The sequence below is a fragment of the Pararhizobium sp. LjRoot255 genome (assembly GCF_964252905.1).
Classification (GTDB): domain Bacteria; phylum Pseudomonadota; class Alphaproteobacteria; order Rhizobiales; family Rhizobiaceae; genus Pararhizobium.
In genome coordinates this window covers 2,537,904-2,564,514 of sequence record NZ_CAXUPQ020000001.1, presented here as the reverse complement: position 1 = coordinate 2,564,514, position 26,611 = coordinate 2,537,904, and the positions used below count along the sequence as shown (strand labels likewise).

Genomic DNA, 26,611 nt, shown 5'->3' with positions numbered 1-26,611 from the left:
ACCACGCGACGGGCCGCCGCATCCGCACTTTTTGATATCCGCGATCGCCAGACCGTCGTCGCCTGCCCCGCGTGAATATGCTAGCCTGACGGCATGAGCCAGTTTTCCAGCGAAACATTCTTCGGTACACTTCCGGTCTTTGTCGAATTCGAAGGCGTTGCCGACGCCAGCAATTACCGGGCATTGCCCCCCGACTGGGCTCTGGCGACCGCCGACATCGTCGATTCGACCGGCGCGATCGCGGCAGGGCGCTACAAGGCCGTCAACATGGCCGGCGCCAGCGTCATCTCGGCGATCTTGAACGCGCTCGGCAAACACGATCTTCCCTTCGTCTTCGGCGGTGATGGCGCGCTTGTCGCCATACCTCCTTCGGGAATTGAAAAAGCCCGCGCCGCCCTCTCCGCGGTGCAGAAATGGGTCACGGAAGAACTGCAACTGACGCTCCGCGCAGCCCTCGTTCCCGTCACCGATGTTGTTACCGCCGGCCTCGAGGTCCGCGTCGCACGCTTTCAGGTCAACCCGAATATCTCCTACGCGATGTTTGCCGGCGGTGGCTCGAGTTGGGCGGAAGCGCGGATGAAGGAAGGCCTGTTTGCCGTCCCGCCGGCGCCGGAAGGCGCGCGGCCAGACCTGACCGGCCTCTCCTGCCGCTGGAACCCCATTCAATCCCGCCACGGCGATATCGTCTCGATCATCGCGGTGCCAACCGGCTCCGGCAACAACGAAGCGTTTCAGGCCCTGATTTCCGATGTCGTGGCGCTCGCAGCCGGCGAAGAACGAGATGGCCATCCGGTTGCATCCGAAGGACCGCAGCTCGAACTGTCGGCGGCGGGACTGTCGGTCGAGACGAAAACCGCCCCTAAGGGCAAACGCCTCCAGCATCGGCTATTTATTGTAGGGCAATATCTGCTCCTTGTTTGGCTCTACCGCCTCGGCCTGACGCTCGGCAGTTTCGACCCGCGCAAATACAGGCGGGAGGTCGCCCGCAATTCGGATTTCCGCAAGTTCGACGACGGCCTGAAGATGACAATCGACGTTGATCCCGAACGGCTGAGGCTGATTGAGACGCGGCTGGAGGACGCGGCCAAGGCGGGCGTCTGCCGTTACGGCCTGCACCGGCAGGACTCGGCGCTGATGACCTGTATCGTGCCGACGCCGCTCAGCCACAACCACATGCACTTCATCGACGGCGCAGCCGGCGGTTATGCGGTCGCCGCCGGCCGCCTGAAGGATCAGGTATCGGCAGCAGCTTCCGTCGCGGTTACGCCTTGAGGATCGTCTGGCCCTCTATGCCTCGTCTTGCGAAGGCATTGCGGGTATCGACGATCAGCGGCGCCCAACGGGCAAGTGCGGCATAATCCACCGCGTCGTGATCGGTGGCGATCAGCACCGCATCGAAGGCCTTCACCGACGGCTCGGTGAGCGGCACCGATTGCCGCCCCTTCAGAGCCATGTATTCGCGCGTCCGTGGAATCTCGGACACGTGCGGATCGTGATAGGCAGCACTCCCGCCACGTTCCTCGATCAGTTCGATCAGCTTCAGCGAGGGGCTTTCGCGGATGTCCGGCACGTTCTTCTTGTAGGCCAGGCCGATCAGCAGAACGCGCGAACGGCTGAGGGCCTTGCCGAGATGGATGTCGAGCGCTTCGGCGAGCCGTCCGACGACATGACGCGGCATGGCCGAATTGATCTCGCCGGCAAGCTCGATGAAACGGGTGGGCAATTCGTATTCGCGCGACTTCCAGGTCAGGTAGAACGGATCGATCGGGATGCAGTGGCCTCCAAGTCCCGGACCGGGGTAGAACGGCATGTAGCCGAACGGCTTGGTCTTGGCGGCATCGACAACCTCCCAGATGTCGATGCCCATCGCCTCGTAGACGACCTTCAGCTCATTGACGAGCGCGATGTTGACGGCGCGGAAAATGTTCTCCGTCAGCTTCACGGCCTCGGCCGTCGCCGTTGAAGACACCGGCACCACGGCCTGGACGGCGGCGCCATAGAAAGCCTCCATCAATTTCGCCGCCTCGGCGCCATCGCCGGCGACAACCTTCGGGATGCTCGACGTGTGGAAATCGCGATTGCCGGGGTCTTCGCGCTCCGGCGAGAAACCGAGGAAGAAATCCTTGGCCGATTTCAGCCCGGTCTTCTCAAGGATCGGCCGCACGACTTCGTCCGTGGTGCCGGGATACGTCGTCGATTCCAGTACGATCAACTGTCCGGGCTTCAGCGTCTCGGCGATCCGGTCGCAGGTCGTCGTGATAAAGGAAAGATCGGGATCGCGGTATTTCGTCAACGGCGTCGGAACGCAGATGATGATGATGTCGCAGTCGGCAAGGCGGCCGAAATCCGTCGTCGCACCGAAGCGGCCTTGCGCCGTTTCCGCGGAGAGCACCGCGTCCGGCACCGCCTCGATATAGGAGCGTCCAGCATCGATGGCGACGATCTTCTCTGGGTCGATATCGAAGCCCGTAACGGAAAATCCGCTGCGCGCCAGGGTGATTGCCAGCGGCAGGCCGACATAGCCGAGGCCGATCACGGCGGCATGGGCGGTACGGTCTGCGATCTTCGACAGAAGGGTTTCGCTTGAGGAGGAAAGGACGGTCAAATGCATGTTCCCGGCTGATCGTGGCACGCGCAAGCGGCCTTGCTGATGCCGGTCAGTTGAGGATAAAATCTCCGGGTGTCAAGCATCCGCCCCGATCGGGCCGTCACAGCACGTGCCACGATCCGCCAAATTATTGGCACACAATCTGGTTTTGCCGATATCGCCTCCTATATTGATCAAGGCGCTAGCACCGGCCACCGAGAAGCGGTCTGGACATACCGGGTCAGCGAACCGCCGGATTTTCTTATAGAAAGCGGCAAGACACGCTATGAACATCCACAAGACGAATGTTTCCATTCACCTGCTGGACCGCGTATCGAACTGGTTGCAGCAGGCCGCACTCAACGGTGAAAATCTCGAAACGGTGGTGACGGGCTTCTGCGAAAGGCTGGCGGCGGCCGGCTTGCCGCTCAATCGTGTCCACCTGAGTTTCTCGATGCTGCACCCCCTCTATGATGCGCTGGGGTTCACCTGGCTGCGTGGCCAGGGCGTTACCGTCGAGGGCTACCGCGCCGACCCCAACGACGACAAACCCGATCGTTTTCTTCTCAGCCCCTATTATTACCTGCTCAGCAACAATCTCGACCATCTGCGCCGGCAGATCGATCCGACTGCTCCGTCCGAATTCCCGATCTTCGACGACCTGAAGGAAATCGGCGTCACGGACTACATCGCCTTTGTGCAATCCTTCGGCGAAACATCCGGTCAGGGGATGATCGGCTCCTGGTCCACCGATGCGCACGGCGGATTTAGCGACAACATCATAGAGGCTTTGTTGCGCATCCAGAACAGCCTGGCCGTGGCTGCCAAGATGGCCGTTCTCGGTAAGCTCGCCGACAACATGCTCACCACCTATCTCGGTGAAAATGCCGGCAAGCGCGTTCTGTCGGGCCAGACCCGCCGCGGCGATGGCGAGACCATCCGCGCGGCACTCGTCATGGCGGACATGCGTCAATCGACGGTACTTGCGGAAAAGGAAGGCCGGCAGGTCTACATCGATACGCTCAACCAGTTCTTCGATGCAATCGCCACGCCGTTCAGCCGCAACGGCGGTGAAATCCTGAGTTTCGTCGGCGACGGCTTTCTCGCCGTCTATCCCTGCGGCCGTCACCGCGAGCCATCACGAGTCGCCGCCTTGGCCGCGATGGCGGCAGTTCGCCAGGCAACGGCGCGTATGTCGGAACTCAATGCCGGCCGGCGTCGGCAAGGTCTGACCGACGTCAAATATGGCATCGGACTGCATGTCGGCAACGTCATGTTCGGTAATGTCGGCCTCAACGACCGCCTGACCTTTTCCGCCTTCGGAGCGGCGGTCAACGAGGTCGAGCGGCTGCAGGGGCTGACGAAGAAATATTCCAAGCCCATCATCGCCAGCCAGTCCTTCGCCACCTATTGCGGCGGCGACTGGGTCACGCTTGGCCACGAGAAGTTGCGCGGCGTCGGCCAGAAGGTCGCGGTGCTTCTGCCCGGAGACGAGATCATGAAGCTGGACAATGGCGAGGCCATGCAGGGCCGATCGTTGGAGACGCGCTCGGAGGCGGAGCAGGTCATGCTGCTCTACCGCAACAGCAAGAAGAAAGCGCAACCGCGCGACCTTCTCTGGAACAAACTGTTGCAGTAGAGAACAGGGTTATTAGCACGGCCCGCGTGCAATAACCTTCACGGACGCAGAACACCACGATCCCGTTCGAATGATTGCAATTTTTACGTTCTCACCACCGTTATATCCATGCACACTTTACCAGCCGAAGGTCATGGACAGGCTAAATTCAGTGGGATAGTCTGCCTATAACGAAGCCGGGCCTCTACCCGGAGGCGAGCCTTGCCTAGTCGCGAGCCGCCATGAAACAAGGACACCTGCTGGCATGAATTCAGGCGCGGACCTGTTGCGGATCGAGGATTTGAGTATCTCGTTCGCGATGCTCGGCGGGCAGATCGACGCGGTGCGCAAGGCGAGCCTGCGGGTGCTGCCGGGCAAGGTAACGGCTCTGGTGGGCGAGTCCGGCTCAGGCAAGTCCGTTATCAGCCAAGCTGTGATGGGCATCCTGCCGAAGACGGCGACCTGCAGCGGCCGCATCCTCTTTTGCGACCCGGCGACCGGCGAAAGACCGACCGATCTTCTGCAGATGCCGCGCGACGGGCGGGAAATCCGCCACCTGCGCGGCAACCGTATGGGTAAGATCTTCCAGGAACCGATGACTTCGCTGTCGCCGCTCCATACGATCGGCAACCAGATCAGCGAATCCCTGAAAATCCACACGGACAAGTCAGGCCGGGAGCGGCGCGAGCGGACCGAGGAAATGCTCGGACTGGTCGGATTTGCCAAGCCGTCGCGCGCCTTCGACATGTATCCCTTCGAACTGTCGGGCGGCATGCGCCAGCGTGCGATGATCGCCATGGCGCTGATCTGCAATCCCTCGCTTCTGATCGCAGACGAGCCGACGACGGCGCTCGATGTGACCATCCAGGCGCAGATCCTGCAATTGCTGCGCGACTTGCAGACCAAGCTGAACATGGCGATGCTCCTGATCACCCATGATCTCGGCGTCGTCGCCAATGTCGCCGACGAGGTGGTGGTGATCTATCATGGCGAGGTCATGGAAGCGGGGCCGGTCGAAACCATCTTCCGCAAGCCTGCACACCCCTACCTCAAGGGCCTGATGGCCGCGGTGCCGCATTTCGACATGAAGCCGGGGGAACGGCTGAAAGCCCTGCGCGAGGTACCGGTCAATACCAGCAACCTGCTCGGAAAGCAGAAGCTCGTCGCCCATGCCCAACCTATCAAGCCCGACGTTCTGCTCTCGGTGCGCGACATCAGCAAGACCTTCAGCACCCGCAAATCGAGCTGGCTGACCAAGAATACCGCAACGGTGACCAAGGCAGTGGACAGTGTCAGCTTCGACATCATGCGTGGCGAATGCCTCGGGCTCGTCGGCGAAAGCGGCTGCGGCAAGACGACGGTCAGCAAGATCCTGATGCGGGCCGTGACACCGGATAGAGGCGCGGTCATGCTCAACAGCAGCGACGGCCCGATCGACGTTCTGAATGCCGAGGGCGGTGGCCTGCAGGCACTGCGCACCAAGGTGCAGATGGTGTTCCAGGACCCGGTCTCCTCGCTGTCGCCACGCATGACGGTGCAGAACATCCTGAGCGAACCGCTCGAGATCCATGGTCGCGGCAGCGGCAAGTCGCGCGTCGAGACAGTCAAGGCCTTGCTCAAGGCGATCGGCCTCAACGAGCGTCATCTCAACCGTTATCCGCACAGCTTCTCCGGCGGCCAAAGGCAACGCATCGGTATAGCGAGGGCGCTGGCTCTCGGACCGGACCTGTTGATCTGCGACGAGCCCGTCTCGGCGCTCGACGTTTCCGTCCAGGCGCAGATTCTCAACCTTTTGAAGGACCTGCAGAAAGAATTGGGTCTCACCTATCTCTTCATCTCGCACAATCTCGCGGTCGTCGACTACATGGCCGACCGCATCGCCGTCATGTGCGGCGGGCGGATCGTCGAGATCGCCCCGCGCGAAACGCTGATGCGCGCGCCGGTCCATCCCTATACGAAGTCCCTGCTCGCCGCCGTACCCTTTCCCGATCTCGACCGGCCGCTCGACTTTTCCATGCTCGACCCGAGCGGTGCCTCCGATACGCGCAGCTGGGGCAAACAGTTCTCCGATGAGGGAGATGAGGGCGTTCTAGCGACGGCGGATCTTGGCGACGGCCATCTGGTCCTTGCGCGGCGAAACGCCGACGTGAGGGAGTTGCAACCGTGATTACCCGCAGAACGACACTTGGCATGCTTGCCTCCGTGCTGGTTCCCGGCACCAGCCGCGCCACGCCGGAGCCTGCATATCTGCGACCCCACCTGCGCGCGCAAACGCTGCCTGTCCTCAGCGAGCGGATTCCCAAAAATCCGCGCCGCGTCAATCTTGCCGCCATGGGCCGGGAGCCTGGAAAATACGGTGGAACGGTTCGCATGCTGATCGGCAGCCAGAAGGACATCCGGCTGATGACGATCAACGGTTATTCCCGTCTGGTCGGCTACGATGAGAACCTGCAATTCCAACCGGATATCCTGGAAAGCTTCGATGTTCAGGAAGGCCGCATTTTCACGTTCAAGATACGTGACGGCCACCGCTGGTCGAACGGCAGCTACCTGACATCTGAGGATTTCCGCTATACGTGGGAAGATGTGATCCTCGACAAGGATCTGCGCAAGGGCGGCGTTCAGCGCGAACTTCTGGCCGATGGAAAACCACCCGTCTTCGAGATCCTGGACGAATTGACCGTCCGCTACACCTGGAGCGCGCCGAACCCGGACTTCCTGCCGGGTCTTGCAGCCGCATCCCCGATCATCCTGCTTCTGCCGTCCGCCTATATGCGGCATTTCCACAAGAAGTATCAGGACAAATTCCGTCTGTCGGCCTTGATGAAACAGTACCGGGTCAAGAAATGGGCCGATCTGCATATCAAGATGTCGCGGCAATTCCGTCCTGAAAACCCCGATCTGCCGACGCTCGATCCATGGGTCAACAGGACTGCGCCGCCGGCCGAGCAATTCGTCTTCGAGCGCAATCCATTCTTCCACCGGGTCGATGAAAACGGGCTGCAGCTGCCCTATATCGATCGCTTCCTGCTTAATATCAGCTCATCCGAAATCATCCCGGCCAAGACGGGGGCGGGCGAGAGCGACCTTCAAATTTCGGGCGTTGATTTCTCCGATTATGCGTTTTTCAAGGACTCGGAAAAACGCTACCCGGTAAAAGTCAATCTCTGGAAGAGAACGCAAGGCTCACGCATCGCCCTGTTGCCCAACCTCAATTGCAGCGACAAGGTATGGCGTGATCTGTTTTGGGACGTGCGTGTGCGGCGCGCCCTTTCGCTCGCGATTGACCGGCACGAGATCAACATGGTGAGCTTCTATGGCCTCGGCAAGGAAAGCGCCGACACGATTCTTCCGGAAAGCCCGCTGTTCAAGCCCGAATATGCCTCGGCATGGGCGAGCCACGATCCGGATGCGGCCAATGCCCTGCTGGACCAGGTCGGCCTCGTGCAGAAAAACAGCGCGGGCATTCGTCTCCTGCCGGATGGGCGCGAGGCTGAGATCGTCATCGAGACCGCTGGCGAAAGTACGCTTGAGACCGATGTGCTGGAGCTGATCAAGGATCACTGGATGAAAATCGGCTTCTCGCTTTTCGTCAAGACATCGCAGCGCGACGTTTTCCGAAGCCGCGCGATGGGCGGCGACATCATGATGTCCATGTGGTTGGGCATCGACAACGGCGTGCCGACCGCAGACATGAACCCCGGACAGCTCGCCCCCAGCGCCGACGATCAGTTGCAGTGGCCAGTCTGGGGCATGCACTATCTTTCACTCGGACAATATGGTCATGCGCCGGAGCTTCCCGAAGCGGCAGCTCTGCTCGCTCTTCTGAAATCCTGGCGCCGGGCCTCCGACACAGCTGAGAAAACGCGCATCTGGAGCGAGATGCTGAGCATCTACACGCAAAATGTGTTTTCAATCGGCATTGTCAACAGCACACTGCAGCCTGTGCTGCACTCGGCGTTTATCCGCAACGTTCCGGAAAGGGGTCTCTACGGCTTCGATCCGACCTGTTACCTCGGGGTCTATATGCCGGATACCTTCTGGTACAGCAGCGAGGTTAGCTGATCATGTTGCGTTACATATTCTGGCGCATCCTTGCGATGATCCCGACGCTGCTGATCATTTCCGCGTTGGTTTTCACCATCATCGAACTGCCGCCGGGCGACTATTTCGAAAGCTACATTTCCGAACTGCGGGCCCAGGGCGAAGCCGTGGACATGGCGGAAATCGAGGAGTTGCGCGCCCAATACGGTTTCGACCGCCCGCCGGTGCTGCGCTATTTCCATTGGGTTGCCGGTATGCTGCAAGGCGACTACGGCTATTCCTTCGAATATCAGCTTCCGGTGAACGAGGTTGTCGGCGACCGCCTGTGGCTGACCGTGCTGGTCTCCTTCGTCACCATCCTGTTCACCTGGCTGGTCGCCTTTCCGATCGGCATCTATTCGGCCACCCACCAATATAGCTGGGGAGATTATGGCCTCACATTCCTCGGCCTGGTCGGTATCGCCATTCCGAACTTCATGTTCGCGCTGATTCTGATGTATTTCGCCAATATCTGGTTCGGCACGTCCATCGGCCATCTGATGGACCAGAAATACCTCGCCGAACCGATGAGCTGGGAGAAGGCGAAGTCGATCCTGGAGCATCTGTGGATCCCGGTGCTGATCGTCGGCACGGCAGGCACCGCCGGCATGATCCGAAGGCTGCGCGCCAACCTGCTCGACGAGCTGCAAAAACAATATGTCGTGACGGCACACGCCAAGGGCTTGCATCCGTTCCGCGCGCTCGTCAAATATCCGCTGCGCATGGCACTCAATTTCTTCATCTCGGATATCGGTTCGATCCTCCCGGCAATCATTTCCGGTGCCGAAATCACCGCCATCGTCCTGTCGCTCGAAACAACCGGGCCGATGCTGATAAAAGCGTTGCAAAGTCAGGATATGTATCTTGCCGGTTCTTTCCTGATGTTCCTGGCCTTCCTTACGGTGATCGGCGTGCTTATATCGGACATCGCGCTTGCCCTGCTCGATCCGCGCATCAGACTGCAAGGCGGTAGCACCAAGTGACGATATCCCTTCCCGAATCCGGCGCGCCGCTGGCGCACTACGTATCGACCGCGCCCTTCGACCCGCATTCCGTCGATGTGATGAGCGAGGAGCAATCGCGCGTCTATCAGGCGTCGCAAATGCGGCTGATGTGGTGGAAATTCAAGAAACACCGCCTGGCGCTATACTCGCTCTATTTCCTCGGCTTTCTCTACGCGATCATCACGATCGTCGAGTTCCTCGCCCCCTACAATCTGCACACCCGCAACGTCGACTTCATCCACTCGCCGCCGCAACGTGTGCATCTGTTCCACGACGGCAATTTCGTCGGACCGTTCGTGTACGGGCGTTCGATGGCGCTGGACATGGACACGCTGCGCCGCATCTATACCGACGATGTGAACAGGGTCGAGCCGATCCGCTTTTTCTGCAGCGGCGATACCTACCGTTTCTGGGGCCTCTTCGAAGCCGACAAACACCTGATCTGCCCGGCCGAAGGCGGCGAGATGTTCCTGCTCGGAAGCGACCGCCTCGGTCGCGACGTGCTGTCGCGCATTCTTTACGGGGCCCGCATATCGCTGACCATCGGCCTGCTCGGCATCACCATGAGCTTCGTGCTCGGCATCGTCATCGGCGGTCTCGCCGGTTATCACGGCGGCATTTTCGACCTGATCGTCCAGCGCATCATCGAGGTGCTGCAATCCATCCCGAGCATTCCGCTCTGGATGGCGCTTGCTGCGATCATGCCGGTGACCTGGAGCCCGATCCTCATCTATCTCGGCATCACGGCCATTCTCGGCCTGCTCGACTGGACAGGCCTCGCGCGCGCTGTGCGCTCGAAGCTGCTGGCGCTGCGTGAGGAAGATTATGTTCTGGCAGCGCAGCTCATGGGCGCAGGTTCGAGCCGCATCATCGGCCGTCACCTCGTCCCCGGTTTCATGTCGCACCTGATCGCAACGGCGACGCTGTCGATCCCCGGCATGATCCTCGGCGAAACCGCACTCAGCTTCCTGGGCCTGGGCCTTCGCCCGCCGATCACGAGCTGGGGCATTCTGCTGACGGAAGCCCGTAGCGTCAGCGTCATTGCTTTTTATCCCTGGCTGTTGTTTCCAACCATTCCGGTCATCCTGGTGATTCTCGCGTTCAATTTCCTGGGCGACGGTCTTCGCGATGCTGCCGACCCCTATAAGTGAAGTGGAACTTGATATGCTGAGGAAGATGGGCAGTGCGAGGGGAGACAAGAGGCTCCGCTCATGACCCGCCGGATCGAAGACGCCCGGATCCTGATGTACAGCCACGACACGTTCGGCCTCGGTCATCTCAGGCGGTGTCGCACCATCGCGCATTCACTGGTCGAGGACTATCGCGGCGTCAACATCCTGATCATCTCCGGCGCCACCATCGCCGGTGCCTTCGATTATCGGGCCCGCGTCGATTTCGTGAAGATCCCGAGCGTCATCAAACTGCGCAACGGCGAATACACCTCGATGGACCGGCATATCGACCTGCACGAGACGCTGAAGATGCGCAAGTCGATCATCCGCCATACCGCCGAGACCTTCCAGCCGGATATCTTCATCGTCGACAAGGAGCCGATGGGCCTGCAGGGCGAAGTCGAGGAGACCCTCGCCTATCTGAAAAAACAGGGGACGACCCTGGTTCTCGGCCTGCGCGAGGTCATGGACGCGCCGCATCTGCTCGATGCGGAGTGGAAGGCCAACGACGTAATGCGCAAGATCGGCCAGTTCTACGACAACGTGTGGGTCTATGGCCCGCCGGATTTCTACGATCCGCTCGTCGGTCTCGACGTTCCCTCGCACGTTCGGGCGAAGATGGATTTCGTCGGCTTCCTGCAGAGAAGCGTCTCCCCTGACGTGGAGTCCGAACACAAGCCGAAGGGCGACTACATCCTTGTGACCACCGGCGGCGGCGGCGACGGCTCGGACCTGATCCATGACGTGATCGACGCCTATCAGGAAGATCCGACGCTGACGCACAAGTTGTTGATCGTGCTTGGCCCCTACATGCCGGCGAAACAGCGGCACAAGCTGATCACCAAATGCGCGAAGATCTCCTATCTCGAAGTGATCGAATTCGACAACCGGATGGAAGAACTGATTGCCGGCGCCAAGGCCGTGGTCGCCATGGGCGGCTACAATACCTATTGCGAAATTCTGTCCTTCGACAAGCCGGCGCTGATCGTGCCGCGGGTCATGCCGCGTGAAGAACAGTTGATCCGTGCAAGCCGGGCTGCTGAGCTTGGGTTGATCGACATGCTCCTGCCGGAGGAAGCCAGAGACCCCATGCGCTTTGCCGCAGCCCTCAAGGCCCTGCCGGACCGACAGCCGCCGTCGAAAAGCGCTTCCGGCATGACGCTTGAAGGTCTTGCCAATATATCGCAGATCGTTGGAGAATGGCTCGGTCGCCGTGAACACGAGCATCTGACCGCCCTGAAGGGATGACTTCACTTTGACGCAGCGTCGCAAGATCGTCGTGGTGCTTAAGGGATATCCGCGCCTTTCGGAAACCTTCATCGCCCAGGAGCTGCTGGGATTGGAACGGGCCGGCTTCGAACTGGCGCTGGTGGCGTTACGCCGCCCGACGGACGAGAAGCGCCACCCCGTGCACGACGAAATCCGCGCGCCGGTTCACTATCTTCCTGAATATCTGCACGACGAGCCTTTGCGGGTCGCTCGCGCCTTCGCACACTGCCTTGCGAAACCCGGTTTCTGGCGCAGCCTTCCGGCGTTCCTGTCCGATCTCTGGCGCGACCGGACACGCAACCGGCTGCGTCGCTTCGGCCAGGCGATGGTCCTTGCCGCCGAGTGGCCAAAGGGCGGCGAATGGCTGCACGCCCATTTTATCCACACGCCGGCCTCCGTTGCCCGTTACACCAGCACGATCAAGGGGATCGCCTGGACCTGCTCGGCCCATGCCAAGGACATCTGGACCTCGCCCGAATGGGAACTTGCAGGCAAGCTCGCGAGCACGCGCTGGACGGTGACCTGCACGCAGACGGGATTTGAGCATCTGCGGCATCTTGCCGGCGGCAAGCCGCACGTGCATCTGAGCTATCACGGCCTCGACCTCAGCCGCTTCGGCGCGTTTGACGGCGTCCGGCCACCCTCTGATGGCTCGCGGCCGGATGCGCCGGTGACGATCATGAGTGTCGGCCGTGCCGTCGAGAAAAAGGGCTTCGACATTTTGCTGCGCGCGCTCAGCCTGCTGCCCAGCGAGCTTAACTGGCAATTCGAACATATCGGCGGCGGCGAACAGCTGAAGCGGCTTCAGGCGCTGGCGGCCGAACTCGGCATTGCGGGCAAGGTCGTCTGGCACGGATCACTGTCGCAAACGGACGTTCTTCAGCACTACCGCAACGCCGACATTTTCGCCCTCGCCTGCCGCATCACGGCAGACGGTGACCGCGATGGATTGCCGAATGTGCTGGTCGAAGCAGCGAGCCAGGCGCTGGTCTGCGTATCGACGAACATTTCCGGCGTACCGGAATTGCTCGTCGATGGCGAAAACGGCCTGGTGGTGCCACCGGAGGCCCCGCAAGCCTTCGCTGACGCCCTGGAAAAGGCCATTCGCGATCCAGCCCTGCGTCAACGGCTGGGCGAAGCGGCGGAACGAACCGTGCGCCGGGAATTCGACCACCACACCAGCATCGGCCAGCTGAAAACCCTCTTCGAGACCGAATGGCAGGCAGCGCAATGACCAGTGGCCGGACGGCGTCGCCGCGCGTGTTTTTCTATGTCCAGCACCTGCTCGGCATCGGGCATCTTGCGCGCGCCAGCCGCATTGCCGGTGCGCTTGCCGCGGATGGTTTCGAGGTGACCGTGGCAACGGGCGGAACGCCGGTCCCGGGTTTCCCCGGACCACAGGTGCACCACGTCGCCTTGCCACCGATCACCGCCAGCAACGCCGGCTTTTCCGGGCTTGCCGATATCAACGGCAATCCGGTCGATGACGCTTTCAAGGACAACCGCCGCAATCTTTTGCTGACGGCATTCCGGAACAACCGGCCGGACATCGTCGTGATCGAAGCCTTTCCCTTCGGCCGCCGCCAGGTCCGCTTCGAACTTCTGCCGCTCCTCGACGAAATCGCCACGATGGACGACAGACCCATGGTCGTGACATCGCTGCGCGATATCCTGCAGGAACGTTCCAAGCCCGGCCGCGACGAGGAAACAGTCGCAGTGTTGAAACAGTATTTCGACCGGGTCCTCGTTCACGGAGATCCGGCCTTCGCCAGGCTGGAAGATACGTTTCCACTTTCAGCCGAGATTGCCGGCAAGGTCGTCTACACCGGCCTCGTCGCGGCACCGCCCCCCGCAGAACCGGCGGAGCGGTTCGACATCATCGTATCGGCCGGCGGCGGCGCGGTCGGCAATGCCCTGATCCGCGCTGGCCTCGAAGCAGCAAAGTCGATCGACAAGCCCTTGTCGTGGGCCCTGATCACCGGTCCCAATCTGCTGCAATCCGATTTCGATGCGATCTCGGCGGATGCGCCGGATCATGTCAGCGTCTATCGGTTCCGCCCGGACTTCGCGAGCCTTCTCAGGGGCGCCAAACTGTCCGTGTCACAAGCGGGTTACAATACGGTCTGCGACATTCTGCGCGCCGGATGCCACCCCTTGCTCATCCCCTTCACCGCCGGCGGCGAAACCGAACAGACGGTCAGGGCGGAACGCCTCGAAAAGCTGGGGCTCGCCCATGTCCTCACCGAGGACGCGCTGTCGCCGGCAAGCATGACGCAGGCGATCGAATCGGCGCTCACAGCTTCCGGCCGTCGGCCGCACACGCTCGATCTCGATGGCGCGCACCGCACCGCGGAAATTCTACGCGGCCTCCTCTGATCCGCGATCAGACGGTGCCGATCACCATGAAGCGGGTGTATTTCTTCATCGCCAGCGAGCCGGCAAAGGCAACGTGGCCGAGCGCCGTCTGGTCCTGGAAGGCTTCAAGTGTCGGCACACAGTTGATGTGCGTAGGCTCGCTGAAATAATCGTTCGACTGCAACAGGACCTGCGTGCCGCGCGGCAGCAAAGACAGCCACGCCGGAAGATCGGCGATGTGTTCACAGCTGGTGTTGATCACCAGATCAGCCCCGGAAGCCCTGTAGTCGAGCGCGTACATATCCCGCGTGACTGCGCGGAAACGCTCCCCCGCCTTGACGTTCAGCGTTTCGGCCACGTCTGCAACCTGCGGATCGATATCGACGCTCTCGATCAGCCCGATATCGAAACGGCTGTCGTCGAAAAACATGGCTGACAGCACGCCGTACCAGCCGCCGAGAATGACGATGCGCTTAAATTTTCCGCCAAGACTTTCAAACAGCCTGTCGCGTGCCCATATCTTGCTTCCAACCTGCTTGTGGTTGAAGGCCGTACCAAGGTCCGCGTCCGGATATTTGGCGACGACTTTCGCAAGACCTTCGACCAGAGAGCTTCCCGTATAGGCGGCCAGACCGCGGATGATATCGAAGGCACTTTCGTGCCAATCTGTTGTGTTTGCTTCGTTTGTTCGGGTGGTTTTCATCATGCGCGTGTTGTAGTCTGGACTTTTCTGGAGTGCAAGGAATGCAAGTCAACCTGAGGGATGCCGTCTCCGTTTCTGAGAGCCTGGAGACAGGAAAGGACATACCGCATCTGGCAGGAATAGGCGCGACCATGCGGCAGGTCTTTGCCGCGCATTTCATGCGCGACTGCCCGCACGTCCTGGAGATCGGTAGCCATATCCGGCCCATCACGCCCTACCTCACCCATCATCCGCTGTCGGTGACCGCCGTCGATCCGAAAACCGAGGCTTATGACGCGCATGAACTGAACGGCAGGCAGTGCCATGTCCGGCATATTCGGGCCAAGTTCCAGCAGATCGATTATCACTACCAGCCCGGCAGCTACGGTCTGGTCATGCTCGGCTATTCGCTGAAGCCTTTCGGCAGCAAGGACCCGCTTGGCGAACTGCTGTTCTCGCTGATCGACAATGCGAGGATCGTCGTCATCGAATACGCGCCGGAACTCGAACGTGCCGCATCACAGGTACCACAGATCGTCAGCCGCCCATCGGTCAAGATTCGCGGGCAGTTCGATCTTCACCTCCACGATCCCGAGGTCGCCGGCACGCCCTATGCCGCCCGGCGCTTCTATGTCCTCGACACCCGCTATTCGGTCAGTTGAACCCGCCCATGGAAAAACGTCTCTCCCGATATATCTGGACCCATACGCGCGGTCAGCAGCTCTGGATTCTGCTGGTCGTCGCAGTCTCGATGGTTCCTTATTTCCTGTCGTTCGACCTGCCCAAGCAGATCGTCAACGGCCCCATCCAGGGCCAGGGTTTCGATCAGCCGGGCGCCACGCAAACCTTCATGAACCTCAGCTTCGACCTGCCCTGGCTCGGCACGGTCACGCTGTTTGGCGGCATCGAGCTGACGCGCATGCAGATGCTGTTCGCGCTCAGCCTCGTGTTCCTGGCTTTGGTGATCGTCAACGGACTCTTCAAATTCTACATCAACACCTATAAGGGGCGTCTCGGCGAGCGGCTGCTGCGGCGCATCCGCTTCGAACTCGTCGACCGCATCCTGCGTTTCCCGCCCAGCCAGTTCAAGCGCATGAAGGGGGCGGAAGTCTCCAGCATGGTGAAGGACGAGGTCGAGCCCCTTGGCGGCTTCACCGGCGACGCATTCGTTCAGCCAGCGCTGCTCGGTGGGCAGGCGCTGACGGCGCTGTTCTTCATCTTCATGCAGAATGTCTGGCTCGGGTTGATCGCGGCCGTCATGGTCGGCATCCAGGCGGTGATCATTCCGCGCATGCGCCGGCGGCTGCTGGTGCTTGGCCGCGCACGCCAACTCACGGCGCGCGAACTTGCCGGCCGTGTCAGCGAAATCGTCGACGGCATCGGCACGATCCACGCCTATGATACCTCGAACTACGAGCGCGCCGATATCGCCTCGCGCCTCGGCCGCATCTTCAAGATCCGCTACGACCTCTACCAGTGGAAATTCCTGGTCAAGTTCATCAACAATTTCCTCGCCCAGCTGACACCGTTCCTGTTCTACTGCATCGGCGGTTATCTGGCGCTGCAGGGTCGCCTCGACATCGGCCAGCTGGTCGCGGTGATCAGCGCCTACAAGGACCTGCCCGGTCCGCTGAAGGACCTCATCGACTGGGATCAGACCCGTCAGGACGTCCAGGTGAAATACGTTCAGGTCGTCGAGCAGTTCAGCGTCGACCGGACGGTCGATCCGTCCATTCAGGCAGTCGCCATCGACAATGCCGGTTCGATGAAACATCCTCTGGCGGCGGTCAACCTGTCGCTTGCTGACGATAGCGGGGCCAAGCTTCTGGAGCGCGTTTCCGTGCAGATCCATCCCGGCGAGACGGTGGCGATCGTCGGTGGTGCTGCCGGCGGCGGCGACATGCTGGCCGAAGCCTTTGGCCGGCTGACCTGGCCCGAGAGCGGCAAGGTTACCGCCGGCGGCGACGACCTTCTCGAGCTGCCGGAATCGATCACCGGACGCGGCATTTCCTATGTTTCGGCGGATGCCTATTTCTTCTACGGGAGCCTGCGCGACAACCTGCTCTATGGGCTGAAGCACGCGCCGCTGAAGGACGCCAGCTATGAGGGCAGCGGTGCCGCCCATCGCAAATGGGAGATCAACGAAGCGCGGATGGCCGGAAACCCGGACTACGACGTCAACGGCGACTGGATCGACTACCAGGCCGCCGATGCGACGGACCGGGAAGATCTGTTTACGCCGGTCCTGTCGGTGCTGGATACCGTGCAGCTATCCAAGGACATTCTCGACCTCGCACTGCGCAGCACCGTGTCTCCCAACGACCATCCTGGCCTTGCGGAGGGCATCGTCGAGATGCGCCATGCCCTTCGCGAGGAGCTTGAGGAAGCGGGCCTCAGCAGCCTCGTCGTTTCCTTCGAGCCGGGAGCCTACAACACCGAGGCAACCGTCGGCGAGAACCTTCTGTTCGGCACGGCAACCGGTCCGGCATTCATCGGCAAGGCGATCGGGAAGAACGCCTATTTCCGCTCCGTGGTCGGCCGCACCGGCCTCGACCGTATCATGTTCGACATGGGTTACAGCATCGCGGAAAACGCGGTGGAACTGTTTGCCGACCTGCCGCCGGATCATCCGTTCTTCCAGCAGCTCACCTTCATGACCGCGGACGACATTCCGGAGTATCAACTGCTCCTGCAGAAACTCAAGGGCAAGGGCTTCGATGCGGCCTCCGAGGATGAAAAAGGCGCCATCATTCGCTTGAGCTTCCGCTACATCGAGCCGCGGCATCGTTTCGGTCTCCTGACCCCCGAGCTGATGGCGAAGATCGTCGATGTCCGCCGCCAGTTCCATGACGGCCTGCCTGAAAGCATGCGCGGCGACATCGAGCGCTATGACCCGGAACGCTACCTGGCCTCCGCAAGCCTGATGGACAACATCCTGTTCGGCCGCATCAGTCACAAGCATTCCGACGGTTCGAAGCGCATTCGTTCGATCGTCAGCTCTCTGTTGAACTCGCTTGGCCTCCTGGAGAACGTGATTGCTATCGGCCTGGACTTCAATCTCGGCGCCGGCGGCAAGCGCTTGACCGCCGTGCAGCGGCAGAAGCTCAATCTGGCGCGTGCACTGGTGCGCCGTTCGGATTATTATATATTTAACCGTCCGTTACCCGGTCTCGACCACCGTCTTCAGGATGAAATCGTCCGCGACGTACTGAAGCTGGTGCGCCGCGACGGACGCGACCCGGCGGTCGTCTGGGTGCTTTCGAATACCGCGCTGTCGAGCCTTTTCGATCGTGTCCTGGTCTTCGACAGGGGCATGCTGGTGGAGGACGGGACGCATGCGGCACTTGTTGAGAATAACGGTATCTTTAAGGAACTTGTGTCATCATAATGCAAAGGCAAAGTCCATGCGTGCAGTCGGTGCAGGCAGGGGCATCCTTCCAAACGGTAGCATCGGTGAACATCACCGGCGCCTGATCCCGGAAGGAGGAAAATGGGGAATGGGCACGGAAATGCTTCTGAAGGATGAAGTTCAAATGCTGCGGCGGGTGCCGCTGTTTTCGAATGTCGAGCCGGGAAAGCTGAAGCTTCTCGCCTTCACGTCGGACCGTGTCAGCTACAATGCCGGCGAGGCCATCTTCCATCAGGGCGACACCGGCGATGCTGCCTATGTCGTGCTGGCCGGCAAGGCGGATATTCTGGTCGACTCTTCGACAGGCCCGATCAAGATCGCCGAAGTCGAGACCAATTCCATCGTCGGCGAGATCGCCATCCTCTGTGATGTCTCGCGAACGGCCACGGTGCAGACGACAACAGCGGTGGAAGCCCTGCGCATCCGCAAGGAACACTTCCTCAAGCTCCTGACCGATTTCCCCGAAATCACCATCGAGATCATGCGCGTGCTGGCCGACCGTTTGAGCCACACCACGAGCGAATTGTCCGAGGCTAGAAGCCGCGCCCGCAAGGCCGAGTAAGCCTTGGCGATTGTTGGCAAGTCGCATTCAGGGCGCGTCCCTCAGTTGGCCCCCAGCCTCTCCAATGGCGCATTCGCCATCGGATCTCTCAAGGCGATGGCCCCGGTCATCCGGTCGATACGGAAATTGCCGGACGGCAGACCGGACACGGATTTCTCGAACATCCGGAAGACCAGGGCAAAGCGTGCCTGCGCCGCATTCGCGTCGTCCCAACCACCATCCGCATAAAGACGGCCAACCGCCCGATAAAGTGCCATCCGCTCCTGCGTGATCCAGTCGAGCGCAAGGTCGCTCCCCATGCGCAGCCGATACCAGTCGGCTAGGAAGTCGATCGCGGAAATGTCGCGCAGCAATTCAGATCTTGCGCCGGCACCCTTCAAGCGGGCCGCGAGGCGGCCTTGCAGTACCCTGTCGTTGCGGGCAGCCGCGGTTGCACCGACGGCGTCATCCGTCGCCACCGGCTTGTCCATCAGCGCCAGCGCCGCCAGATCGGCAAGGTCGAGGCTGCGGATGAGCGCTGCCATATCCTTTGGCCATTCGCGCTTGAGGAACCGCCGCCCGACCAGATGGCCGAGATGCTCGAACAGGAAGCCGCCATAGTCGCCGACGTCGAGCATGCCGCCCGCATCGAGCCCCGACGGCACGATCTCCCGGTCGTAGGTCTGCCGCAGCTCGGGGTTCAATGGCATGTCCTCGATCCCGACAGTCTCTATGTCGAGATGGTGTTCGCCGATGGTGACCACCTTGTAGGCGCCAGGAAAGGCAACGAGCGACGGCATCGCCACATTGACCAGGAACCGGCTGCCGCGACGATGCTGCGCCGTGTCGTTGACATGCAGATGCCCGCTGAAGTGTATGTCGATGCCCGCCTCGATCAGGGCTTCGGCAACGGCCGCAACCGGAATGCGCTCAGACATGCCCGTCCGGCCAAGCAGGGAGACTTCTTCGCCCATTGTTCCGTCGAGAGGATCGAGCACGGGATAGTGGGAGAAAGCCAGAAGGCTTTTGCCCGACCGGCGCGCCCGCGCCGAAACGTCTTTCATCCAGTCAAAGACAAACCGCTTGTGCGTCAGCATGGCGTTCCAGCCGGCGCTCGTGCTGTCGGCAAGGTCTCCCGCCTCGCCCGGCACGACGCCATCGACGGGCACGAAGACATTGGCATCGATCATCAACAGCCAGACGCCGGGGAACGGTTCAACGAGATAGGACGCGTCCATCAGCGAGCGGGTGGTTTTCCCATCCGGCGAATGTACGTCGTAAAGCCGCGCTGACGGATCGCCATCCGTACCGAACGGCGTCTCCCAATGAAGGTCGCCGGGTCGCGGAAAAAACCCGAAATCCGCGACGGCATCGAGCCCGTCCGGATAACCCTGGCAATACATGCGATCGCTGCCGACGATCGACCGGGCGCCCCGGTCGCGCACCTGCGGATCGCTGCTGACAACACTGTAGCTGCCGTCCTCGTTCATGAACCGCTTGGCGCGGTGGCGGCCGGTCGCGCCGAAGATGTCGTGATTGCCGACGGTAGCGTAGAAGCGCATGCCATATCGTGCAGCATAACCGTCGAGTACCTTTTTGACAGCCTTGACGGTTTCCACCTGCCCATCGTCGGAATAATCGCCAAGCAGCACCACATGGCGGATGCCGCTTTCTGCGATACCGTCGAGCGCGTGGTGAAGCGCAAAGTAGCTCTCGTTGAAGACCCGTGTCGACCGGGCGGCATCGGCCAGCAGCCTGAAGGTCACGCGGCGGCCGCCCTGCACGATTCCGGGAAAGCCGTAATCGGCATAAGGATCATGAAAATGCGCATCGGCGATGACGGCGATGCGCGGATGCTCAAAGGGCGGCATACTGTCAGAGTTTCCGTCGGCAGGTTCAAACCGGATTCGTTTGCTTTCGTCTCTGCCACATATGGAAAGAAAAAGCGAATTGGTGTCTCGCTTAACCCCGGCAGTTTGGCTAACATGATTGAAATTAGGATTGATTAATCAAGCCTGCCATAAAAAGACGACCTTAAGAATTACGTGGGACGGTTGCAGACGGACAGTCGTTACGGCTAGCCGTGACTGAGGCAAGAGAGTGAACGAAAACGTGTTTCGGGTGCGGTTATGGGGAGTGCGCGGCAGTCTCCCGGTCTCGGGGGCCGAGTTTCAGCACTATGGCGGCAACACCATCTGCATCGAGATGCAATGCGGGCCGCATAGGTTGTTGTTCGATGCCGGCTCCGGGCTGATGCCCGCGGGCCAGGCGCTCAAGGCCGCCGGCGTCTCCGATTTCAACCTGTTCTTCACCCACTGTCACTATGATCACATCATCGGCCTGCCCTATCTGCCGGCACTATTCGATCCGCATGCCTCGGTGACGCTGTGGTCGGGACATCTGGCCGGGCGTATGTCGACGCGCCAGATGATCGGCGAATTCATGCGGCCGCCCTGGTTTCCGGTCGAACCGGACATCTGCCGCGCCGCCATCAATTGCCACGATTTCCGTTCCGGCGAGGTGCTGGTTCCCTATGAGGATGTGGCGATCAAGACCGGCAGCCTCAACCACCCCGGCGGTTCAATCGGCTACCGGGTGGAATGGGGAGGCCGTGCGGTGGCACTCGTCACGGATACGGAGCATCGGCCGGGAACGCTCGATCCGGCCGTGCTCGATCTCATCGATGGCGCAGATCTGTTCCTCTACGACTGCATGTATACCGACGAGGAGATGCCGCGCCATGTCGGCTACGGCCATTCCTCATGGCAGCAGGCCATCCGCCTCGCCAAGGCCGCCCGCGCCAAACGGGTGGCCTTCATCCACCACTCACCTTTGCGCACCGACCGCGAGCTTGACGCCATCCAGCGGCTCGCCGTGCAGGAATTCAAGGGCGCCTTCATGGCGCGTGACGGCCAGGCGATCGACCTCTGAACAACGCGCCCCGACCGTCCGTCGGGTTACTGATCTTGCAGAATGTCCGTGACCCGGCTCCAGCGGCAGGCAGGGTGGCGCGCTGTGACATCGAAAAGCGCGGTCATGAAATCCCAGGCGGCCTCGTCATGAACCAGATGATGGGTCAACAGCCCCAGTGACCCGCCGTGATCGAACATCTGCCCGAGACGCGCGACGATCTCCGCAGCAAGCGCCATGCGGTCGCGCCCGCCGCGCGTACCGTGCCAGTCCATCACGTCCACATGCGTATTCACCACTGGCAGGGCGGACGGTTTTTCCGGGCCGTAGACCGACAGTGCTTCAAAGCCGAGGCCGGCAAGCTGCGGCACGAGCGCCGCATCGATCCGGTTCCATGGCGGCACGAGAAGGGGGACGAGACGGTTCGGGTGCAGCCTCGCCAGATGGCGGAGGCCTTGCTGCAACTCTCCGAGAACTTCAGAAGCCGGGCGATGACGGCCGAGTTCCTGCTTCTTCTCCTCCGGGCCTGCATGGTTCATGTGCGACCAGCCGTGCACCGCAACAGTGCACCAAGGCTCGCGTTCCAGCCTTCGAGCCAGCGCCTCCCCGGTATGAGCCGGGATGACGGCAAGCGTCAGCGGTATGGAAAATGCGCCGGTGATCTCCAGCAGCCGCTCGAGCGGTGCACTCGGCTCGACCGCATCGTCATCCCGCAGCCAGAAGCGCGCAACCTTGCCGGCCCGCTGCCACCGGTCCAGTTCCTCGGTGATGAACCTGTCAAAATCGTCCATTTCATTCCGCCCGCTTGAGATGCTGATCGAGGATAGTGCCCAACCGCACGGCGGCCCGATCGAGCGAGCGCTCCTCGCCGGCAAAAATCCGTGCGGCGCCAGCAAGGGCCAGCCGCTCCTCGTTCCGCGTCAACAGCCGTTCAATCGCTTTCGCATAGGCATCGATATCACCGGCTGGCGTCAGCAGGCCGGTGCGGCCGTGTGCCACCACTTCCGGCACGCCGGCGATCTCCTGCGCCACGACCGGCAGACCCGCCGCCTGCGCTTCGAGATAGGCAAGACCATAGGCCTCGCCGCAGCCGGGCCAGACATAGAGCGCGCTTTTCGACAAGAGACCGGCGATCTCGTCAGCCGTTTTCTGTCCGTGCCAGACGATGCGCCCTTCATCGAAGCCGGCAAAAAGCGCCCTCACCTCGTCGGCACGCGGGCCATAACCGATGACGGACAGTTGCCAGGGCAGATGAGCCAACCGCGAGAGCGCATCCGCAAGCATGACATAGCTCTGCATCTTGTCGCCGGACCGCATCATCGCCACGGTGATCAGTTGCCCGGGCCGAGGCGCGGGTTGCTTCTCAAGCAGCAGGCCCGAATCGATGAAGGGCGGCAACAGGGCGAGCCGCGCATCCGGAGCCGCCGCAAGCCCGGCGAGGTCGCGCCTCGTCAGGCAGATGTTAACGGAGGCGAGCTTCACCGCCTCCAGTACATGCGCTTGCATCTGCACCCACAAGCCGGTGTTGCGCCGGGCAGAATAGGACGCTTCCGCCGTCACATAATCCAAGCCGAAATCGCGGACGAGCGCCGGACCGATCAGATCGGGTGCCTTGTAGTAAGGGTGGTAACAGAACCACGCGTCCGGCCGGCCGGCTTCGCGCCAGCGCGCCGAAAGCCGCCCCCTCTCCGCTTCCGCTGCGGCCGCCAAAGCCCCGACAGCCGCGCTCGACGCCTCGGGCATGAACGCCCGCAGTTCCGAAGCTATCTCCACCTGATGCCCCGCCCGCTCCAGCGCCGTCATCAGAAGGCGCGCCATCAGCCGGTCCCCGGAGGGAACGGGATGGTTGGGAGATTTCAGCGGACAATAGAAAGCGATCTTCATCAGAATGCGGTTTAGAACATCGCGCCGGCGATGGGAACGGCGGCAGCGACGAATTCCCCGGAAGCTACCGCCCGAACGCCAGTTCCGTTTCGGCATCGAAGAGATGCAGCGCATCGTTGTCGAAGGCGAACGCCTGCGTCATGCCCACCGCAAGCCTTGTGCGGGGCGGCAGGCAGGCGGTGACCCGCTGCCCGCTGACGCGGCCGGTGACCACCAGTTCCGGTCCCGTCAGTTCGACAACCTCGACCGCTACGTCCAGCGCAGGTTGCCGGTCGCCATCCTCAACCAGTCGCAGCGCTTCCGGGCGGATGCCGATCTTGATGCGCCTGCCTGAAGAGATGGCATTGTTGAAACGGGCAGGCAGCGCGATGACGCAGTCCGACCCATCCAACCGAACGCTCTCGCCCGTCACGACGCCATCCAGCACGTTCATCGGCGGCGAACCGACGAAACCGGCAACGTAGAGCGTGGCGGGATGGTCGTAGACCTCCTCCGGTGTACCCAGCTGCTCGATCCGGCCGTTGCGCATCACCGCAATCCGGGTTGCCAGCGTCATCGCCTCGATCTGGTCATGCGTGACGTAGACGATCGTCGTGCCGAGCATCTGGTGCAATCGCTTCAGCTCCGTGCGCATCTCCATGCGCAGCTTCGCATCGAGATTGGACAGCGGTTCGTCGAAAAGAAAGACCTGCGGCTTGCGGACGAGCGCCCGGCCGATCGCGACACGCTGGCGCTGGCCACCCGAAAGCTGGCCGGGTTTGCGATCCAGCAGGTTCTCGATCTGCAGCAGTTTCGCGGTTTCCATGACCGCCTTTTGCCGCTCAGCCGTTGGCACGCCGCGCATCTCCAGGCCGAAGCCGATGTTGCGGCGAACGGAAAGGTTCGGATAGAGCGCATAGGACTGGAAGACCATTGCGATATCGCGATTCTTGGGATGCACCCCGAGGACGGAGCGTCCGCCAATCCTGATATCGCCGCCCGATGCCTCGGCAAGGCCGGCGATGATATTGAGCAGGGTCGACTTGCCGCAGCCCGACGATCCAAGCAGCACCAGGAACTCGCCGCTGTCGAGCGAAATGTCGATGCCCTTCAGCGCTTCGATCCCACCATAGGTCTTGCGGATGTTCTCGATATCGAGCGCACTCATGATACAGCCCCTCCCGTCGCGGCAGACAGCGAGCCGACATAGCTGCGAGGAAGCGTGGAAATGGCGCGTGAGGCGACGCATGTGCCGGTCGCCAGGCAATCGGAGAGCGGCAGGTCATCCGCCAGTGCGGCGAGGAAAGCCGCATTGAATACATCGCCAGCACCGATCGTGTCGACGACCTGGACGCTGGGGGCCGCGGCGGAAACGAATGCGCCGTCGGCATCGACGGCAATGGCGCCATCGGGACCTCGCTTGACGACGACGATCGCCCCCTCCGGCATATGGCGCTTGATCTCGCGCGCGGCCTCGATCGGGTCGGAGCGGCCGGAAAGCGCGGTCGATTCCACCTCGTTCAGGAGAGCGCAGCCGCAACGGGAAAGCCAGTTGCGGGTGGCCTGCCGGTTCGCCTCCGTCCAGCCGTCGAGCGGCCAGCCGGTATCGAGCGCCAGCGTGATGCCATGGCTGTCGGCCCAGTCGAACAGGGCTGGATAGTCACCCGTCAAATCGTCGGTCAGGAACGATCCGCAGAGCAGCGCATAGCCGCCCGAAAGGCGGCAACCATCGAGAGCGGCAAACACGTCCGCGAGCGAGAAGCGTGGCAGATGGCCGCGCGTGGTGAAGAAGGTGCGCTCGCCATCGGGATGGGTGATGCCGACGGAGAGCGTCGTCCCCTCCGGCCGGATCGGCCATTTTTCAGCTCTTTCGCCGAAGGATTCGCGCAGCCAGCGGCCGAACTCGTCGGTGCCGGTATTGGCAGCAATGTCGAAATCGATACCGAGCGCCCGCCAGGCAAGCGCCGAGTTGCCCGCAGCACCGCCGACGCGTAACTCGTCATGATCGACAATGATCTCGGTGCCGGCTTTTGGCCAAGGCTCGGCCGGTCCCAGGATAAGGTCGACATTGACATTTCCGATGACGGCAAGCGGACGCATTTCATTCACTCCGGGTGATCTTGGTTGAGCGCACCGGCGTACCGGCATTTTCCACGCGGCTCTCGGCAAAGGCGATCATGAAGCGCTGTGCAACCGGCAGCATCGCGAGGATAGCGGCTAGGCCGTCCGCCGGCTCGAAGCCCAGCATTGTCGCGCCCTCGACCGGCACCATGCCTGAGGAATCGAAAATGACCACCGGCGCCCCGGTTTCGACTGCGGAAACCGCCGTGGCGGTGACGAGATCGGCGGTGGCATCCTGCCCTCGAAACAGGACAACGCCGATCTCGGGACCAAGCATCTCCATCGGCCCATGTCGAAGCTGTCCTCCTTCCAGCGAGAAACACGGTCGGCGGGAGAGTTCGGTCAGCCCCAGCGCCAATGCCTCCGCAAGCCCCTGCAGCCGCCGGCCAGAGGTCACAACGGCACCAACGTCCCCGAATGCGGAAAGTGCCGGTTGGATATCGACTTCGGCCGGCGCTTTGAGCGCGGCCAGCGCCGGCGCGGGATCGGTGCCAAGAGCCGCAAGGATCGCAAGATGCAGGGCAAAACTCACCGTCAAGCTGCGTGTCGCGGCAAAGGCCAGCTCGGTGCCGCCAGCGCCGATCAAAGACGGAGCCGACCGCGCAAGAAAGGATGTGCCTTCCAGCGTCAGTCCGAATGTATCCCGAGTGCCGCCGGTCTCAGCGAACCAGCGCAGCACCTCAGCGCTTTCTCCGGATTGCGACGTGACGAGCACGATGCGTCCCCCGATCGGCAGCGGCATGCCGAGCTGTTCGGACAGGGTGACTGCAATCGTCTCGATGCCCAAGCCGCGATAAAGCGGCTCGACGGCGCGGTTGACGGCGTGCGAGCCGCCCATGCCGAGCAGCAGCAAACGGCCTGTCCCGCCGATCGAAGCTGCGGCGGTTTTTGCCTGTTCGCCATTGCCCTCGAAGGAGGCAATGGCATCGGCATTCTGCCGCGCCATTTCGCGATCGATGGCTTGGAGGCCCAGCGGGCGTTTGTCGTTCGAAGTCAT

At 61.7% G+C, this 26,611-nt stretch carries 21 protein-coding genes; 13 read left to right on the top strand and 8 right to left on the bottom strand.

What is annotated here, in order from left to right; all coding sequences use genetic code 11:
• Positions 1-93: 93 nt before the first annotated feature.
• The gene (locus ACSQ2W_RS12430; RefSeq protein ID WP_436086507.1) at positions 94-1,272 is read left to right on the top strand and encodes a DUF3095 domain-containing protein; all 1,179 of its coding nucleotides are present in this window, start codon (positions 94-96) and stop codon (positions 1,270-1,272) included.
• Here ACSQ2W_RS12430 and ACSQ2W_RS12425 read toward each other — a convergent pair.
• On the bottom strand, positions 1,262-2,611 hold the full coding sequence (locus ACSQ2W_RS12425) for a nucleotide sugar dehydrogenase (RefSeq protein WP_436086506.1): 1,350 nt from the start codon (positions 2,609-2,611) through the stop codon (positions 1,262-1,264). The two genes, ACSQ2W_RS12430 and ACSQ2W_RS12425, sit on opposite strands and share 11 nt — an antisense overlap.
• A gap of 262 nt (positions 2,612-2,873) precedes the next feature.
• Between ACSQ2W_RS12425 and ACSQ2W_RS12420 the strand changes: the two genes are divergently transcribed.
• From ACSQ2W_RS12420 to ACSQ2W_RS12385, 8 genes are all read left to right on the top strand, one after another.
• On the top strand, positions 2,874-4,226 hold the full coding sequence (locus tag ACSQ2W_RS12420) for an adenylate/guanylate cyclase domain-containing protein (RefSeq protein WP_436086505.1): 1,353 nt from the start codon (positions 2,874-2,876) through the stop codon (positions 4,224-4,226).
• A gap of 244 nt (positions 4,227-4,470) precedes the next feature.
• Positions 4,471-6,372, top strand: a complete 1,902-nt coding sequence (locus ACSQ2W_RS12415) for a dipeptide ABC transporter ATP-binding protein (protein WP_436086504.1) — start codon at positions 4,471-4,473, stop codon at positions 6,370-6,372.
• On the top strand, positions 6,369-8,270 hold the full coding sequence (locus tag ACSQ2W_RS12410) for an ABC transporter substrate-binding protein (protein ID WP_436086503.1): 1,902 nt from the start codon (positions 6,369-6,371) through the stop codon (positions 8,268-8,270). The genes ACSQ2W_RS12415 and ACSQ2W_RS12410 overlap by 4 nt, the downstream gene beginning before the upstream one ends.
• A 2-nt stretch (positions 8,271-8,272) precedes the next feature.
• Positions 8,273-9,271, top strand: coding sequence for an ABC transporter permease (locus ACSQ2W_RS12405; protein ID WP_436086502.1), 999 nt, complete (start codon positions 8,273-8,275; stop codon positions 9,269-9,271).
• Positions 9,268-10,443 (top strand): ABC transporter permease, encoded by a 1,176-nt coding sequence (locus ACSQ2W_RS12400; protein ID WP_436086501.1) that lies wholly within the window; start codon positions 9,268-9,270, stop codon positions 10,441-10,443. The genes ACSQ2W_RS12405 and ACSQ2W_RS12400 overlap by 4 nt, the downstream gene beginning before the upstream one ends.
• Positions 10,444-10,503: 60 nt before the next feature.
• Positions 10,504-11,712, top strand: coding sequence for a glycosyltransferase family protein (locus tag ACSQ2W_RS12395; protein ID WP_436086500.1), 1,209 nt, complete (start codon positions 10,504-10,506; stop codon positions 11,710-11,712).
• Positions 11,713-11,719: 7 nt separating this feature from the next.
• Positions 11,720-12,967 (top strand): glycosyltransferase, encoded by a 1,248-nt coding sequence (locus ACSQ2W_RS12390; protein WP_436086499.1) that lies wholly within the window; start codon positions 11,720-11,722, stop codon positions 12,965-12,967.
• Positions 12,949-14,109, top strand: a complete 1,161-nt coding sequence (locus ACSQ2W_RS12385) for a glycosyltransferase family protein (protein WP_436086498.1) — start codon at positions 12,949-12,951, stop codon at positions 14,107-14,109. Before ACSQ2W_RS12390 ends, ACSQ2W_RS12385 begins: the two co-directional genes overlap by 19 nt.
• Before the next feature lie 7 nt (positions 14,110-14,116).
• Here the strand turns inward: ACSQ2W_RS12385 and ACSQ2W_RS12380 are convergent, their stop codons facing one another.
• Positions 14,117-14,794 (bottom strand): class I SAM-dependent methyltransferase, encoded by a 678-nt coding sequence (locus tag ACSQ2W_RS12380; protein WP_436086497.1) that lies wholly within the window; start codon positions 14,792-14,794, stop codon positions 14,117-14,119.
• Between the two features lie 38 nt (positions 14,795-14,832).
• Here ACSQ2W_RS12380 and ACSQ2W_RS12375 point away from each other — a divergent pair, with 38 nt between their 5' ends.
• From ACSQ2W_RS12375 to ACSQ2W_RS12365, 3 genes are all read left to right on the top strand, one after another.
• Positions 14,833-15,432: a hypothetical protein gene (locus ACSQ2W_RS12375; RefSeq protein ID WP_436086496.1), complete on the top strand. Its 600-nt coding sequence runs from the start codon at positions 14,833-14,835 to the stop codon at positions 15,430-15,432.
• An 8-nt stretch (positions 15,433-15,440) separates the two neighbouring features.
• Positions 15,441-18,158 (top strand): ABC transporter transmembrane domain-containing protein, encoded by a 2,718-nt coding sequence (locus ACSQ2W_RS12370; RefSeq protein WP_436086495.1) that lies wholly within the window; start codon positions 15,441-15,443, stop codon positions 18,156-18,158.
• A gap of 121 nt (positions 18,159-18,279) precedes the next feature.
• Positions 18,280-18,741 (top strand): cyclic nucleotide-binding domain-containing protein, encoded by a 462-nt coding sequence (locus ACSQ2W_RS12365; RefSeq protein WP_436087769.1) that lies wholly within the window; start codon positions 18,280-18,282, stop codon positions 18,739-18,741.
• Between the two features lie 41 nt (positions 18,742-18,782).
• Here ACSQ2W_RS12365 and ACSQ2W_RS12360 read toward each other — a convergent pair whose 3' ends face one another.
• Complete coding sequence (locus ACSQ2W_RS12360) at positions 18,783-20,591, bottom strand: metallophosphoesterase family protein (RefSeq protein ID WP_436086494.1); 1,809 nt, start codon at positions 20,589-20,591, stop codon at positions 18,783-18,785.
• A gap of 229 nt (positions 20,592-20,820) precedes the next feature.
• Between ACSQ2W_RS12360 and ACSQ2W_RS12355 the strand changes: the two genes are divergently transcribed.
• On the top strand, positions 20,821-21,651 hold the full coding sequence (locus tag ACSQ2W_RS12355; RefSeq protein WP_436086493.1) for an MBL fold metallo-hydrolase: 831 nt from the start codon (positions 20,821-20,823) through the stop codon (positions 21,649-21,651).
• Positions 21,652-21,677: 26 nt separating this feature from the next.
• On the opposite strand, the gene ACSQ2W_RS12350 is transcribed toward ACSQ2W_RS12355, so the two are convergent.
• From ACSQ2W_RS12350 to ACSQ2W_RS12330, 5 genes are all read right to left on the bottom strand, one after another.
• Positions 21,678-22,421 (bottom strand): polysaccharide deacetylase family protein, encoded by a 744-nt coding sequence (locus ACSQ2W_RS12350; RefSeq protein WP_436086492.1) that lies wholly within the window; start codon positions 22,419-22,421, stop codon positions 21,678-21,680.
• 1 nt (position 22,422) lies between these two features.
• Positions 22,423-23,514 carry a glycosyltransferase family 4 protein gene (locus ACSQ2W_RS12345; RefSeq protein WP_436086491.1) on the bottom strand — a complete coding sequence of 364 codons (1,092 nt, stop codon included), beginning with the start codon at positions 23,512-23,514 and terminating at the stop codon, positions 22,423-22,425.
• 64 nt (positions 23,515-23,578) lie between these two features.
• Entirely contained in the window at positions 23,579-24,661 is a 1,083-nt protein-coding gene (locus tag ACSQ2W_RS12340) for an ABC transporter ATP-binding protein (RefSeq protein WP_436086490.1), read from the bottom strand.
• On the bottom strand, positions 24,658-25,593 hold the full coding sequence (locus ACSQ2W_RS12335; RefSeq protein WP_436086489.1) for a PfkB family carbohydrate kinase: 936 nt from the start codon (positions 25,591-25,593) through the stop codon (positions 24,658-24,660). Before ACSQ2W_RS12335 ends, ACSQ2W_RS12340 begins: the two co-directional genes overlap by 4 nt.
• Position 25,594: 1 nt before the next feature.
• On the bottom strand, positions 25,595-26,611 hold the full coding sequence (locus ACSQ2W_RS12330; RefSeq protein ID WP_436086488.1) for an SIS domain-containing protein: 1,017 nt from the start codon (positions 26,609-26,611) through the stop codon (positions 25,595-25,597).